The organism is Candidatus Competibacteraceae bacterium (assembly GCA_016713505.1).
In the GTDB taxonomy this organism is placed as follows: Bacteria; Pseudomonadota; Gammaproteobacteria; order Competibacterales; family Competibacteraceae; genus Competibacter_A.
In genome coordinates, this window is the sequence record JADJPA010000001.1 from 857673 (window position 1) to 870705 (window position 13033).

The 13033-nt window shown below is 62.0% G+C and carries 15 protein-coding genes; 11 read left to right on the forward strand and 4 right to left on the reverse strand.

The window, feature by feature from the left end; translation table 11 throughout:
• Positions 1-43: 43 nt before the first annotated feature.
• Together IPK09_03940 and ptsP are read left to right on the forward strand one after the other, a co-directional pair.
• A complete protein-coding gene (locus tag IPK09_03940) occupies positions 44-313 on the forward strand; it encodes an HPr family phosphocarrier protein (protein MBK7982767.1) in 270 nt (89 codons plus the stop codon).
• 12 nt (positions 314-325) lie between these two features.
• Positions 326-2080 carry a phosphoenolpyruvate--protein phosphotransferase gene (gene ptsP, locus IPK09_03945; protein ID MBK7982768.1) on the forward strand — a complete coding sequence of 585 codons (1755 nt, stop codon included), beginning with the start codon at positions 326-328 and terminating at the stop codon, positions 2078-2080.
• A gap of 38 nt (positions 2081-2118) precedes the next feature.
• On the opposite strand, the gene IPK09_03950 is transcribed toward ptsP, so the two are convergent.
• The gene (locus tag IPK09_03950) at positions 2119-3033 is read right to left on the reverse strand and encodes an acyltransferase (protein ID MBK7982769.1); all 915 of its coding nucleotides are present in this window, start codon (positions 3031-3033) and stop codon (positions 2119-2121) included.
• A gap of 14 nt (positions 3034-3047) precedes the next feature.
• Entirely contained in the window at positions 3048-3536 is a 489-nt protein-coding gene (locus IPK09_03955) for an NUDIX domain-containing protein (protein ID MBK7982770.1), read from the reverse strand.
• 232 nt (positions 3537-3768) lie between these two features.
• On the opposite strand from IPK09_03955, the gene argF reads away from it, so the two are divergent.
• The 7 genes from argF (at position 3769) to IPK09_03990 (ending at position 10054) form a co-directional block, all read left to right on the forward strand.
• On the forward strand, positions 3769-4689 hold the full coding sequence (gene argF / locus IPK09_03960; protein ID MBK7982771.1) for an ornithine carbamoyltransferase: 921 nt from the start codon (positions 3769-3771) through the stop codon (positions 4687-4689).
• A 288-nt stretch (positions 4690-4977) separates the two neighbouring features.
• Positions 4978-5559, forward strand: a complete 582-nt coding sequence (gene rsxA, locus IPK09_03965) for an electron transport complex subunit RsxA (protein MBK7982772.1) — start codon at positions 4978-4980, stop codon at positions 5557-5559.
• Positions 5560-5566: 7 nt separating this feature from the next.
• The gene (rsxB, locus tag IPK09_03970; GenBank protein MBK7982773.1) at positions 5567-6139 is read left to right on the forward strand and encodes an electron transport complex subunit RsxB; all 573 of its coding nucleotides are present in this window, start codon (positions 5567-5569) and stop codon (positions 6137-6139) included.
• Positions 6136-7674: an electron transport complex subunit RsxC gene (gene rsxC / locus IPK09_03975; protein MBK7982774.1), complete on the forward strand. Its 1539-nt coding sequence runs from the start codon at positions 6136-6138 to the stop codon at positions 7672-7674. Before rsxB ends, rsxC begins: the two co-directional genes overlap by 4 nt.
• A gap of 6 nt (positions 7675-7680) precedes the next feature.
• Positions 7681-8718 carry an electron transport complex subunit RsxD gene (gene rsxD, locus IPK09_03980; protein MBK7982775.1) on the forward strand — a complete coding sequence of 346 codons (1038 nt, stop codon included), beginning with the start codon at positions 7681-7683 and terminating at the stop codon, positions 8716-8718.
• A 17-nt stretch (positions 8719-8735) separates the two neighbouring features.
• Positions 8736-9362 (forward strand): electron transport complex subunit RsxG, encoded by a 627-nt coding sequence (gene rsxG / locus IPK09_03985; GenBank protein ID MBK7982776.1) that lies wholly within the window; start codon positions 8736-8738, stop codon positions 9360-9362.
• The gene (locus IPK09_03990) at positions 9359-10054 is read left to right on the forward strand and encodes an electron transport complex subunit E (GenBank protein MBK7982777.1); all 696 of its coding nucleotides are present in this window, start codon (positions 9359-9361) and stop codon (positions 10052-10054) included. The genes rsxG and IPK09_03990 overlap by 4 nt, the downstream gene beginning before the upstream one ends.
• Positions 10055-10233: 179 nt before the next feature.
• On the opposite strand, the gene IPK09_03995 is transcribed toward IPK09_03990, so the two are convergent.
• Positions 10234-10836, reverse strand: a complete 603-nt coding sequence (locus IPK09_03995; GenBank protein ID MBK7982778.1) for a DUF2934 domain-containing protein — start codon at positions 10834-10836, stop codon at positions 10234-10236.
• 193 nt (positions 10837-11029) lie between these two features.
• Between IPK09_03995 and nth the strand changes: the two genes are divergently transcribed.
• Together nth and IPK09_04005 are read left to right on the forward strand one after the other, a co-directional pair.
• Complete coding sequence (nth, locus tag IPK09_04000; GenBank protein ID MBK7982779.1) at positions 11030-11668, forward strand: endonuclease III; 639 nt, start codon at positions 11030-11032, stop codon at positions 11666-11668.
• Positions 11668-12096: a DUF1841 family protein gene (locus tag IPK09_04005; GenBank protein MBK7982780.1), complete on the forward strand. Its 429-nt coding sequence runs from the start codon at positions 11668-11670 to the stop codon at positions 12094-12096. Before nth ends, IPK09_04005 begins: the two co-directional genes overlap by 1 nt.
• Positions 12097-12177: 81 nt before the next feature.
• On the opposite strand, the gene IPK09_04010 is transcribed toward IPK09_04005, so the two are convergent.
• Positions 12178-12978, reverse strand: a complete 801-nt coding sequence (locus tag IPK09_04010; GenBank protein MBK7982781.1) for a DUF2189 domain-containing protein — start codon at positions 12976-12978, stop codon at positions 12178-12180.
• Between the last annotated feature and the right edge of the window lie 55 nt (positions 12979-13033).

Sequence of the window (13033 nt, forward strand, 5' to 3'; positions counted from 1 at the left end):
GCGGCCGTGGTCACGTCGGCCGGAAAGCATGGAGTTGAGTGGAGTGTTAAAGCGGGAAATTGTCATCATCAACAAGTTAGGCTTGCACGCGCGCGCCGCCGCCAAGTTCGTGACCCTGGCGGCCGGCTTCGACGCCGAAATTCGGCTGGCGCGCGGCAGTCGCGAGGTCAATGGCAAGAGCATCATGGGAGTGATGATGCTGGCCGCCGGCTGTGGGGCGCAGGTGGTCTTGCAAGCCAGCGGCCCCGAAGCCGAACTCGCGCTCGAACAATTGGAAAATTTGATACTCCGCCGTTTCGACGAGGCCGAATGAGAGGGTTCCTCCATGCCGTTTTCGTTACATGGCATCGGGGTTTCACGGGGCTATGCGATCGGTAGGACTTACCTACTGCAACGCAACCAACCGGAAATCACCGAATATACGATCCCCGATGCCATTATCGAGGATGAGGTCCAGCGTTTTCTGAACGGCTTGGACTTGGCCCGGCAACAGCTGCGGGAAATCCGCACGCGCGTGCCGCCCAGCGCGGCCAACGACATCAGCGCTTTTATCGACACGCACCTGCTGATGCTGGGTGATGTTTCGCTGACCGAAGCGCCGATCAACTTGATTCGCTCCCTGAAGTGCAACGCCGAATGGGCCTTGAAAGTGCAGCGGGATTTGTTGGTCCAGGTTTTTGAAGAGATGGACGATCCCTACCTGCGCACCCGCAAGGACGATGTGGAACATGTGGTGCGGCGGGTGCAACGGATCTTGGTGACCGACGATCCCGCCTATCTGACCGAGGCTGACTATTCCGAACTGGCCAACAGTCGCTTGGAAGGGCGGATCGTCGTCGCCGACGACCTGACCCCGGCCGACACCATTTTGATGCAGCATCAGGGCGTGCTGGCTTTCGTCACCGAATATGGCGGCCCGCTGTCGCATACCGCGATTCTGGCGCGCAGTTTGGGCATTCCGGCGGTAGTGGGCGCTCGCAACGCGCGCAGCTATCTGGGCAACAACGAACCGGTGATCGTGGACGGACGGCAAGGGGTGATTCTGGTCGGGCTAGACGAACGCATCCTGCGCTACTACCGCCACAAGCAGCAGGAAGAGCGCCGGCAACAGCGCGAGCTGAACAAGCTCAAGGGCAAGCCGGCGATCACCCGCGACGGCGTGACCATCCAGCTTCAAGCCAATATCGAGTTGCCCGAGGACGCCGTGGCGGTCCGCGAGGTCGCGGCTGACGGTATCGGTCTGTACCGAACCGAGTTCCTGTTCATGAACCGGGGCGACAGTCCCGACGAAGAGGAGCATCTGGCGTCTTATCTCCATGTGATCAAGGTCTTGGAAGGCAGCCCCATCACCATTCGCACCGCCGATCTCGGGGCCGACAAACAGGTGGACGGCGGCCGGGGCGGGCCGGTCTGCACCAATCCGGCGCTGGGCTTGCGGGCGATTCGGATGTGCTTGAAGGATCTGTCGATGTTCCGCCCGCAGTTGCGCGCCATCCTGCGGGCTTCGGCCTACGGTCCGGTGCGGATGATGATTCCGATGCTGTCCACCATTCAGGAAGTCTTCCAGGTGTTGCGGCTGGTGGCGGAGACCAAACGGGAATTGCGGGAGCGGGGTCTGGCCTTCGATGAGCGGATGCCGGTGGGCGGGATGATCGAAGTACCGGCGGCGGCGGTGTGCGCGGCGCAGTTCGCGCGCTATCTGGATTTCCTCTCCATCGGCACCAACGATCTGATCCAGTACACGCTGGCCATCGACCGGGTGGACGATGAGATCAACTACCTCTACGATCCGCTGCATCCGGCGGTGTTGATGCTGATTCGCAACACCATCCGCGCCGGCCAGAAAGCCGGAATTTCGGTCAGCCTGTGCGGGGAGATGGCGGGCGATTCGCGCTACACCCGCTTGCTGTTGGGGCTGGGCCTGACCCAATTCAGCATGCATCCCGCCGGTTTGCTGGAAATCAAACGGGTCGTCCAGGACAGCCACGTCGGCGAACTGACGAAAATCGCGCGGCGCTTGCTACACACCGCCGATGCGGAAAAATACGCCGAATTGTTGAAAAGCATTGCCCAGAATTGAGCGAGCTTGAGATCGACGCCGGTCCGTCCGTCCTTCCTTCAGGTCGGCGGTGGTGTGGCGGCGGCGCTGTGCAGTCGGTCGATCAGCGCGTCCTTTTCAGCCCATAATGCGCCGATCCAATCCTGAAGGGTGGCGCGAAAGGCGGGGTCGTGACGGTAATCGCCGCCCAGCAGTTCGTCGGGGATCGGCAACGAGCGAATGCGGACCACGATCCGACGGATGCGGCCCAACGCCAGATCCAGAAAGCTCGAATGACCGTCGGGATACACGATGGTCACATCCAGCAGGACATGCGCGCGTCCGCCCAGGCTGTCCAGCACGGCGGCGAGACCGCCGGACTTGGGACGGAGCAAATGGCGATAAGGCGGCTGCTGGCGAGCGTGCTTTTCTGGGCGAAAGCGAGTGCCTTCCAGAAAAATCAGCAATGTCGACGGCGCGGCGCGCAAGCGTTCGCCGGTTCGCCGCGCCGTTTCCCAATCCCGCCCGCGCGCTTCAGGATGGCGGGCCAAATAGTCCGCTGAATGGCGTTTCATGAAGGGATAGTCCAAGGCCCACCACACGCCCCCCAGCAGCGGCACCCAGATCAGTTCTCGCTTGATGAAGAATTTCGGGAAGGGGATGCGGCGGTTGAAGACCCGCAACACGACCGCGATATCCACCCAGGATTGGTGGTTGGCGCCGAGCAGATACCAGCCGTCGCGCCGCAAGCCTTCCAGACCCTGAATATCCCATTCGATGCGCTGGGTCAGGCGCAAGACCGCGTTGTTGCCATCGGCCCACGCCTCGGCCAGACGGATCAGGAAACGGTGCAGGCCCGCCCTCCAGGCCGGCTGGGGACTTAACAGTTTGAGCGGCGCCACGCAGTAGAAAGGCAGACACCAGAAGATGGTGTTCGACACGAACAGCAGCACAGCCAGCACGGCCCGCAGTGGTCCCGGCAGGAAGGCGAGCATCGCTAGCGCTCCGCTCAGGCGCGAGAACGGCCGGCCAACCAGTCGCGGACGGCGGGACCGGTGCCGATGGACCAGGGTTTCAACCGCTCGATGGGAACCTGCTTGATGGCGGCCAGTTCCTCGCCGAGCTGAATTTCTCCCTCGGCCGGCACGTGAAAGGCCAGCAGCAGCTGATTCATCTCGAAGAACGGGTAGTAACCGACGAAATGCGCTTGTTCGGGCACGAGGCCCAATTCTTCTCGCACCTCGCGCAGCACGGCTTGATCGGGGGTTTCGTCCTGTTCCAGAAAGCCGGTGATCAAGCCAAACAGCTTCTCCGGCCACGTCTTGTTACGCGCCAGGATCACCGCGCCATTCATCTCGACGATGGCGGCGACGACCGGTATCGGATTGTTCCAGTGGATGTAACGACAGCCGGCGGCGGTGCAGCAGCGTCGGAGCCGGCCCTCGATTTCGGCATCCCGAAGGGGATTGCCGCATTGTGGACAGTAATTTGCCTGCATGAGCTTAAGGCCGCCACATCGAATAAGGACGATTCTGTAGGGAAAATGCTCTATAACTAGCATTCCAGCAAGGAAAGCTCGCTATAATAGCCTCGATCACGGCAGCCACTCATCGCTGCCGTTTTGTTTTCGCGAACAAGATCCGGTCGGACGACTGACGTCAGCGCCCGAATCAATAAAGCGATTGCCAGCGGATTATCCATGAATCCGGGCTTTGCGGTGAACCGATAACATGAAAACACGGCATTTTCTCAGCCTGTTCGATCTGAGTCCCGCCGAATTGGGGCAGGTCGTGCGGCGAGCCATCGAATTGAAGGCCCTGCACCGGCGCGGCGAGCGTTACGCGCCGCTGTCGCAAAAGGTGTTGGGGATGATCTTTGAAAAAGCCTCGACCCGAACCCGGATTTCTTTCGAGGCCGGCATGGCGCAATTGGGCGGCAGCTCTATTTTTCTGGCGCCGCACGATACCCAACTCGGTCGGGGCGAGCCGATCGAGGATACCGCTCGGGTGCTGTCCGGCATGGTGGATATCGTCATGATCCGCACCTTCGGGCATAGCCTGATCGAACGCTTTGCGGCTTGCGCCACCGTGCCGGTCATCAATGGTCTGACCGATTACAACCATCCCTGTCAGCTGCTGGCCGACTTGCAAACCGTGATCGAACAGCGCGGCGATCTACGCGGGCAAACCGCCGCCTGGATCGGCGACGGCAATAATATGTGCAACAGCTATCTCGAAGCCGCCTGCCAGTTCGGCTTTCAGTTGCGCATCGCCGTGCCGCCCGGTTACGAGCCGGATGGCGAGTTGTTAAAGCGGGCCGCCAGTCGGGCGGTCTTGCTGCGCGATCCACTGGCGGCCGCCAGAGGCGCGGATTGGGTCGCCACCGACGTGTGGACCAGCATGGGCTGGGAAGCGGAGAACCAGCGGCGGCTGCGGGATTTTGCGCCTTATAAAGTCACAACCGAGATCATGGCCCAGGCCCGGCCGGACGCCATTTTCTTGCATTGCCTGCCGGCGCATCGGGGCGAGGAGGTCAGCGCCGAGATCATCGACGGCCCGCAAAGCTGGGTTTGGGACGAGGCCGAAAACCGCTTGCACGCCCAGAAGGCATTGATCGAGTTTCTGTTGCTGGAAGGCAAGGCCAGCGCCTGAGCGCGGTCGTGGATGCCGTTTGGGCGATTCGGGCACAACGGTTCGAAGACAGCGATCGAACGGCGCCCGATATGCTGCACAGTTATATGCTTGCGTCAAAGCTGTATGGCGGGGATGCGGTTGAATCTGCTACATTAGCGCCCGCTAATTAACCTTTTTCTCACGGTGGCGCAGCCCGCGCCGTTGCCGCCCATGACGGCCTTCGCGACGGCGTTCGACACCGCAACTAGCGGCTGCGGTCGGTCCTCACGCCTGAGCCCTGCCCGCCGTTCGAGAGCGTTGCGAGCCATGAAAGACTATGCCCTGATCCTGCTGAGCACGATTCTGGTCAACAATTACGTTCTGGTGAAATTCCTGGGGTTGTGCCCGTTCATGGGGGTTTCCCGCAAGCTGGAAACCGCCTTGGGAATGGGGCTGGCCACCACCTTCGTATTGACGCTCTCGTCGATCTGTTCTTATTTGACCGACCATTACCTACTGATTCCCTTGGGGCTTGAATACTTGCGCACCATCGGCTTCATCCTGGTCATCGCCGTGGTGGTGCAGTTCACCGAGATGGTGGTCCACAAGACCAGCCCGGTGCTCTATCAGGCGCTGGGCATTTACCTGCCGCTGATCACCACCAATTGCGCGGTGCTGGCGGCGGCGTTGCTGAACGTGCAGGCGCGGCACGACTTCATCGCCTCGGCGCTGTACGGTTTCGGCGCGGCGGTCGGCTTTTCGCTGGTGATGGTGTTGTTCGCCGCCATGCGCGAGCGGATCGCGGTCGCCGATGTGCCGGTCCATTTTCGCGGTCCCGCCATCACCTTGATCACCGCCGGGCTGATGTCGCTGGCTTTTATGGGCTTTGCAGGGCTGGTGCGGGGATAGTAAGACCATGTTCGTTGCGATGATCGCCTTGGGCCTGCTGGCGGGCGCTTCCGGGTTGCTGCTGGGTTTCGCCGCCGCGCGCTTCAAGGTGGAGGGCGACCCCATCGTCGAGAAGATTGACGATATCTTGCCCCAGACCCAATGCGGCCAGTGCGGGTTTGCCGGTTGCCGGCCCTATGCCGAGGCCATCGCCGCCGGCGCGGCCGATATCAACCAATGTCCGCCGGGCGGTGAAAGCGGTATCGTCGCGTTGGCCGAACTGCTGGGCCGCGATCCGAAGCCGCTCAACCCGGAAAATGGGGCCGAAAAGCCCAAGAGGGTGGCGGTGATCGACGAACAAAATTGCATCGGTTGCACGCTGTGCATTCAAGCCTGCCCGGTGGACGCCATTTTGGGCGCCGCCAAACACATGCATACGGTGATCGCCAGGGAATGCACCGGTTGCGAGCTGTGTCTGGCGCCGTGTCCGGTGGATTGCATTCAGATGATCCCGCTCGCCCAGACCATCAGCACTTGGAAGTGGACCTATCCGGTTGCTGGCGCGCCAGCCGAGCCGAAGCCGGAAGAAGCCATCGCATGAGCGGATTGTTTCCGTTCCACGGCGGTTTGAAAACGGTTCGCCACAAAACCGAATCCAACCAGCAACCGATCCGCTCCGCCGCGCTGCCGAAACAGTTGACGGTACCGTTGCGCCAGCACATTGGAGCCATCGCCAAGCCGGTGGTCCAAGCCGGCGAGCGGGTGCTGAAAGGGCAGCTGATCGGTCAGCCTGACGGTTATATCAGCGCCGCCGTGCACGCGCCGACTTCCGGCGTGGTGACAGCGGTGGACCAACAGCCGGTGCCGCATCCCTCCGGGTTGCCGGATTGGTGCGTGACCATCGAGAGCGACGGCGCGGAACGCTGGATCGAGCGGGAGCCGGTGGATTTCCGGCGGCTGCATCCCAGCGAGTTGCGTAATATCCTGCGCGCCGCCGGCATTGTCGGTTTGGGCGGGGCGGCGTTTCCCAGCGCGGTCAAGCTGAATTTGAGCGGGCATTGCGAGCGGTTGGACTGCTTGATCCTGAACGGCGCCGAATGCGAGCCGTGGATCAGCTGCGACGACCGGCTCATGCGGGAGCGGGCGGCCGAAATCATGGCCGGCCTGCACGTCATGGTGCATTTGCTGGAACCGCGCGAGGTGTTGATCGGGATCGAGGATGACAAACCGGAAGCCATCGCGGCAATGGCGGCGGCCTGCGCCGGCACCGGGTACGCCGTGCGGTCGGTACCGACCCGCTATCCCAGCGGCAGCGTCAAGCAACTGGTCAAGTTGCTGACCGGCAAGGAAACGCCGGTCGATGGCTTGCCGGTCGATGTCGGCGTGCAGTGTTTCAACGTCGCCACCGCTTATACCATCCATCGCGCCATCGACTGCGGCGAGCCGGTGCTGTCCCGCATCGTTACCGTGACCGGCCACATCCATCAACCACAAAATCTGGACGTGTTGCTCGGAACCTCGGTGGCGGAGCTGATCGCCCAGGGCGGCGGTTATCGGGACGGAGTGCGGCGGCTGATCATGGGGGGACCGCTGATGGGTTTCGCCCTGCACGATGACCGGGTGCCGGTGACCAAAGCCACCAATTGCATTCTCGCCGCCAGCGCGGCGGAGTTGGCCCCGGAGCAGCCGGTCATGCCCTGCATCCGCTGCGGGGCCTGCGCGGACGCCTGTCCGGCGGATCTGTTGCCGCAACAGTTGTACTGGCACGCCCGCGCCAAGGAGTTCGACAAGGCCCAGGATTACCACTTGTTCAGTTGCATCGAGTGCGGCTGTTGCAGCTACGTGTGTCCGAGTCGCATCCCGCTGGTGCAATACTACCGCTACGCCAAGAATGAAATTTGGGCGCAAGAGAAAGAGAAGCAAAAAGCCGAACTGGCCCGGCAGCGCCATCAAGCCAGACTGGAGCGGCTGGAGCGCGAAAAACAGGAGCGGGACGCCAAGCTGCGGCAAAAGGCGCCGCCCCGTCCTGAGACGACCGCTGAAAAGCCCTCGATCGAAGCGGCCGTGGCCCGCGCCAAGGCGGCGCCGGCGCCTGAATCGGAACCCGCTGTAGAAGCCGGACGACAGAACGGTTGAGCGGCCATGCGCTTTAGAACGATCACCTCGCCGCACGTCCTGGGTGAAACCAGCGTCGGCCAGGTCATGCGCCGAGTGCTGTATGCGATGTTGCCCGGCATCGCGGCCCTGGTCTGGTTTTTCGGCTGGGGCGTGCTGGTCAATCTGGCGCTCGCCACCGCTGTCGCCCTGTGCGCGGAAGCGGCGCTGCTGGCGGCGCGCGGCAAGCCGTTGGCGCTGCATCTGAACGATTGCAGCGCCGTGGTCACCGCTTGGTTGCTGGCCGTGGCCTTGCCGCCGCTGGCTCCGTGGTGGATGACCACGATCGGCGTATTGGCCGCGATCGTCGTGGCCAAGCATCTGTACGGTGGTTTGGGCTATAACCCGTTCAATCCGGCCATGATCGGTTATGTGGTATTGCTGGTTTCCTTTCCGCGTGAGATGAGCGCTTGGCCGATCCCGCACGGCTTGGGCCAAGCGCACGCCATGAGCTTGGCCGAGACGGTGCAAGCGGTTTTCAACGGAGTGTTGCCGGTTCGGTTCGCGCCGGACGCGCTGACCGGCGCGACCCCGCTGGATGTGCTCCGCACCAAGCTCGGTTTGGGCTTGAGCGTCACCGAGATTCGCAACAGTCCGGTGTTCGGCATCGTTGCCGGCAGCGGCTGGGAATGGGCGGCCTTAGGCTTTTTGGCCGGCGGTTTGTGGCTGGTTTACACGCGCACGGCGGCGTGGCAGATTCCGGTTGGGATGTTGGGAAGTTTGACGGTCATCTCGACGATTTTTTATGGGATCGACTCGCAACGCTATGCGCCGCCGTGGTTTCATTTGTGGAGCGGGGCGGCGATTTTTGGCGCGTTCTTCATCGCCACCGACCCGGTCACTGCCAGCACCACGCCGCGCGGCCGGCTGATCTACGGCGCTGGCATCGGCATTCTGGTTTACCTCATCCGCGGCTTCGGCGGCTATCCCGACGGAGTGGCTTTCGCGGTGCTGCTGATGAACATCGCCGCGCCGGCCATCGATTTGTATACGCAGCCGCGCGTGTTCGGAGCGCGGCGGGGATGAAGACGCTGGCGCGCAACATGGGCATCGCCGCCCTGATCCTGTTTGGCTTCGCCATCGTCGGGACCGGCTTGGTGGCGCTGACCTATTCCAGCACCAAGGACATCATCGCCGAGGCGCAACGGGCGGCGTTGGAGTCCAGCCTGAATCAACTGGTGCCGGCGGATCGTTACGACAATCGCGTGGTCGAGGATCGCATCGAGATAACCGCGCCGGAGTGGCTGGGAACCGACGAGCCGGTGACGGTGTATCGCGCTCGCAAGAACGGCCAGCCGGTGGCGCTGTTCGCCACGCCGACCGCGCCGGACGGCTACAGCGGGCCGATCCAATTGCTGATCGGCGTCTATGCCGATGGGAGCTTGGCCGGCGTGCGGGTGCTGGCGCACAAGGAAACGCCGGGCTTGGGCGATGGCATCGACGAGAAGCGCTCGCCCTGGATTCTGGCGTTTGCCGGCAAGTCGCTGGACAATCCCCGGCCGGACGCCTGGAAAGTCAAGAAGGACGGCGGCGCGTTCGACCAGTTTACCGGAGCGACCATCACGCCGCGCGCCGTGGTCAAGGCCACCCGCACGTTTCTGGAGTATGTAAAGACGCAGCGCGAACGGCTGTTCGCGCCGCCGATCACCGTCAAGGGGCCACCGTCATGAGCGAAACCCGCTACCAGCAAATCCTGAAAAATGGGATCTGGACGCAAAACACCGGTTTTGTGGCGCTGTTGGGGCTCTGTCCGCTGCTGGCGACCTCCAATTCGGTGGTCAACGCATTGGGTTTGGGCTTGGCGACCACGTTGGTGCTGCTGATGTCGAATGTCGCCATTTCGCTGATCCGCAATCTGGTGCGGCCGGAGGTGCGAATTCCGGTGTTTGTCATGGTGATCGCCTGCGTGGTGACCGCCGTGGAACTGGCGATGCACGCGTTCCTGCCGGGGCTTTACACCGTGCTCGGCATTTTCATTCCCTTGATCGTCACCAACTGCTGCGTGATCGGGCGGGCTGAGGCGTTCGCGTTCAAGCACGGTGTGGCCAAATCGGCGGTGGACGGCATCGCCACCGGACTGGGCTTCACGCTGGCGCTGGTGCTGCTGGGCGCGCTGCGGGAAGTCTTGGGCCAGGGCACCTTGTTCGGTCAGGCGGAATTGCTGTTCGGTGAGTCGGGCAAGGGACTGACTCTACACTTGATCGATGGCTATCGCGGTTTTCTGCTGGCGATTCTGCCACCCGGCGCGTTTATCGGACTAGGGTGTTTGATCGCCATTAAAAACGTGCTCGATGCTCGCGCCAAGCGCCGGCGTGAGGCTAAACCGGCCCTGATCGCGCGACCGGAGGAGGTTCCAGGCTGAGCGCGCCCCGAATGCTCGCCGGTCTGGTGGCGCCGTCGAACGGGTCTGGCGCCCGCTGCGAGGTACGAAAATTCATCCCGACCGACGAGAGGCATTTCCCCGTCGGCGACAGGAGCTAGGGCGGTTTGACGCGATGATCGGCTGAACAACTGGATGGCCGGACTTTCCAGCGGCTGACGCTAGCGTTGTTTCGATTTGTGTTTGGGCGTCTCTGGCTGATGGGCGTTTGCAGGGACTGCTCGTGGCCCGTTCTCGGTCAGCGACTTCAAGAACAATTGCTCCGCCGCCAGCCAGAAATCGAGCGAGGAGCCGTACTGGCGTCCTGCCGCCTCCCAAAGCTGGTAAGCGGATTTGCGGATTTGTTCCAGATAGCTCGCCGGTGAAAAGGTTTCGAACGTTCTAGCCAGCACTTCTTCGGTACCGAAGCTGGCGCCAGCGCTGCGGGCCGCCGATTCGGTCAGCAGACGCACGTGTTTTTCCGCGGCCAGCCAATATTCCATGGAGCGCTCGCGCTGCTCGGCGCTGGCTTGCCACATGTTGTGGGCGAGTTCGCGAACGCGGTAAAGATAAAGGGCGCGTAGGGCCGAGGGCCAAGCGGTCGCGGTTTCCGCGACCGAAGCGGCGGCGGTGTTCGCTCGGCGCGCCGAATCGGCGGTCAGTTCAATAATCATCTGTTCCGCCATGACCCAAAAATCCAGGGCCGTCCGGCTGAAATCGCTACCGGCCGTCAGCCAAATGTGATAGGCAAGGTTGCGAATATCGTGCTCCAAATCGTTTTCCATGGTCGTGGGTTCTCTCGTCTCTAGGGCCGGTCGTTTTTTCGATCAGCACCACTCGCCGCTAGGGCGGAGGCGCTTGATCTGAGGATTATTGACATCGATTAATTTAGTTTATAGCCCCATTAAAATTAGTTGAGAAAATATTTAAGACGATTCGCGCCAAATCTACAGGGTTCCCCACGACGTCCCGATACTCATGGATTCCACAAAAGCCCAGCAATTGTTCGAGCGCTTGCGGGCCGCCCGCCCGAAGCCGACCACCGAACTGCGCTACCGCAGCCCGTTCGAGCTGCTGGTGGCGGTCATCCTGTCGGCTCAAGCCACCGATAAAAAAGTCAACGAGGCGACCGAACCGCTGTTTCGGCTCGCCAATACCCCGCAAGCCCTGCTGGCGTTGGGCGAGGCCAAGTTGAAGGATTCCATCAAGACCATCGGCTTGTACAATATGAAAGCCGCGAACATTCGCAAGACCTGTACCTTGTTGTTGCAGCGGCACGGCGGGGAGGTGCCCAACGACCGGGCGGCCCTGGAAGCCTTGCCGGGGGTCGGCCGCAAGACGGCCAACGTGATTCTCAATACCGCGTTCGGCCAGCCCACCATCGCCGTTGACACGCATATTTTTCGCGTCGCCAATCGTACCGGACTGGCGCCGGGCAAGACCGTGCGCGAGGTGGAAGAGGGGCTGTTGCGCGTGACGCCGCCGGCGTTCAAACCGGACGCCCATCACTGGCTGATCCTACACGGGCGCTACGTGTGTACCGCCCGCAAGCCGCATTGTCCGGATTGCCCGATCCGCGAGCTTTGCGCCCATTCCGCCAAGACGGGGGTGATCTGATGTTTGGTGGCGACCGCGACAGTTTGCGCCGCTATTACAGTACGGTTTGGAGCAAGGCGAGCGCCGGCCAACCGCTGGAGCCCCTCGATCACTTGATTGCCAGCGTCATTCGAGCGCACCCCGAGTACCAAGCCATGCTGCGGGATGCCGAAGCCAATCTGGGGCGCGACTACACGCCTGAAACCGGCCAGACCAACCCGTTCCTGCACATGGGAATGCACATCGCGGTGCAGGAGCAATTGGCCGGCAATCGCCCGGACGGTATTCGGGAAGTGTATCAACAGCTGAGCCAGCGGCTCGGAGACAGCCACGCCGTCGAACATCAAATGATGGAATGCTTGGGTGAAACGTTGTGGGAGGCGCAGCGCGCCGGGCGGGAACCGGACCAACACGCCTATCTGAAACGCTTGCGGCGGCTGATCCGTTAAGCCGCTGCTTTCGACCGGGCAAGAGGGCAAAATGCCGGGCGGGTTCCCGGCGTTGTTCGGTAAGTGGCCGTTGCCGTGCGATCAGAACGGTTGCTGTTCGATGGTGCTGTCATCGACCAAATCCCGGTAAGCGTGCCAGGAGGCGTGACCGATCAACGGCAATACCACGGCGAGGCCGAGATAAAAGGTGATCAGGCCGATCCCGGTAAAGACGGCGATCAGAACGGCCCACAGCGCCATCGGAGCCGGATTGACGCGGACCGCGGTGAGGCTGGTCAACACGGCGGTGATGAAGTCGATTTTGCGATCCAGCATCATCGGAATAGACACCACGCTGACCGCGAAGACGACCGCGGCGACGAGTCCGCCTATCAGGGCAAAAACGATGAGGAACTTCAGTCCGCTGCCCGTGAAGAACAACAGGGTGAGCGAGCTGTCCAGGGAAAAATGGGCGCCTCCCATGGAAACCGCGAACGTCAGCGCCGCCAAGCGAACCCAAACGATCATCAACAAGCCGATCAGCAGGCCGAACAGCGTAATCGGGAGCAGATTGTTCCGCCAAGCGGTCAACGCCAGCGGTAAGGTAGGAATTTGACCGGCCTCCAAGCGCCGGCTGACGTCGTACAAACCCATCGATAGAAACGGGCCCGCCAGCAGGAATCCGGTCGTCAGCGCCAAGGCGTATTGAAAGCGGGTTTCGATGGTGTAAACCAGCGCGTAACCCATGATCACGAAAATCAATCCGTAAGGAATGCTGACGGTCGGAGCGCGCCACAAATCCTTCCAACCGGCGGCGAGCCATTGCCAGGGCTGCTCCACGGGGATGCTGCGTACTTTGGGGGTGGTGAGAGAGCTTTCGATAACGGGGGTGAAGGTGGCCATAAGGTCTCCTCGTTAGGTGCGACGCGAAACCGCCGATGGCGGCATTTCCATATCA

Excerpts from the sequence above, each read along its gene's own strand:
- ptsP (MBK7982768.1), top strand. The coding sequence starts at position 326 with ATGCCGTTTTCGTTACATGGCATCGGGGTTTCACGGGGCTATGCGATC.
- IPK09_03950 (MBK7982769.1), bottom strand. The coding sequence starts at position 3,033 with ATGCTCGCCTTCCTGCCGGGACCACTGCGGGCCGTGCTGGCTGTGCTG.
- IPK09_03955 (MBK7982770.1), bottom strand. The coding sequence starts at position 3,536 with ATGCAGGCAAATTACTGTCCACAATGCGGCAATCCCCTTCGGGATGCC.
- argF (MBK7982771.1), top strand. The coding sequence starts at position 3,769 with ATGAAAACACGGCATTTTCTCAGCCTGTTCGATCTGAGTCCCGCCGAA.
- rsxA (MBK7982772.1), top strand. The coding sequence starts at position 4,978 with ATGAAAGACTATGCCCTGATCCTGCTGAGCACGATTCTGGTCAACAAT.
- rsxB (MBK7982773.1), top strand. The coding sequence starts at position 5,567 with ATGTTCGTTGCGATGATCGCCTTGGGCCTGCTGGCGGGCGCTTCCGGG.
- rsxC (MBK7982774.1), top strand. The coding sequence starts at position 6,136 with ATGAGCGGATTGTTTCCGTTCCACGGCGGTTTGAAAACGGTTCGCCAC.
- rsxD (MBK7982775.1), top strand. The coding sequence starts at position 7,681 with ATGCGCTTTAGAACGATCACCTCGCCGCACGTCCTGGGTGAAACCAGC.
- rsxG (MBK7982776.1), top strand. The coding sequence starts at position 8,736 with ATGGGCATCGCCGCCCTGATCCTGTTTGGCTTCGCCATCGTCGGGACC.
- IPK09_03990 (MBK7982777.1), top strand. The coding sequence starts at position 9,359 with ATGAGCGAAACCCGCTACCAGCAAATCCTGAAAAATGGGATCTGGACG.
- IPK09_03995 (MBK7982778.1), bottom strand. The coding sequence starts at position 10,836 with ATGGAAAACGATTTGGAGCACGATATTCGCAACCTTGCCTATCACATT.
- nth (MBK7982779.1), top strand. The coding sequence starts at position 11,030 with ATGGATTCCACAAAAGCCCAGCAATTGTTCGAGCGCTTGCGGGCCGCC.
- IPK09_04005 (MBK7982780.1), top strand. The coding sequence starts at position 11,668 with ATGTTTGGTGGCGACCGCGACAGTTTGCGCCGCTATTACAGTACGGTT.
- IPK09_04010 (MBK7982781.1), bottom strand. The coding sequence starts at position 12,978 with ATGGCCACCTTCACCCCCGTTATCGAAAGCTCTCTCACCACCCCCAAA.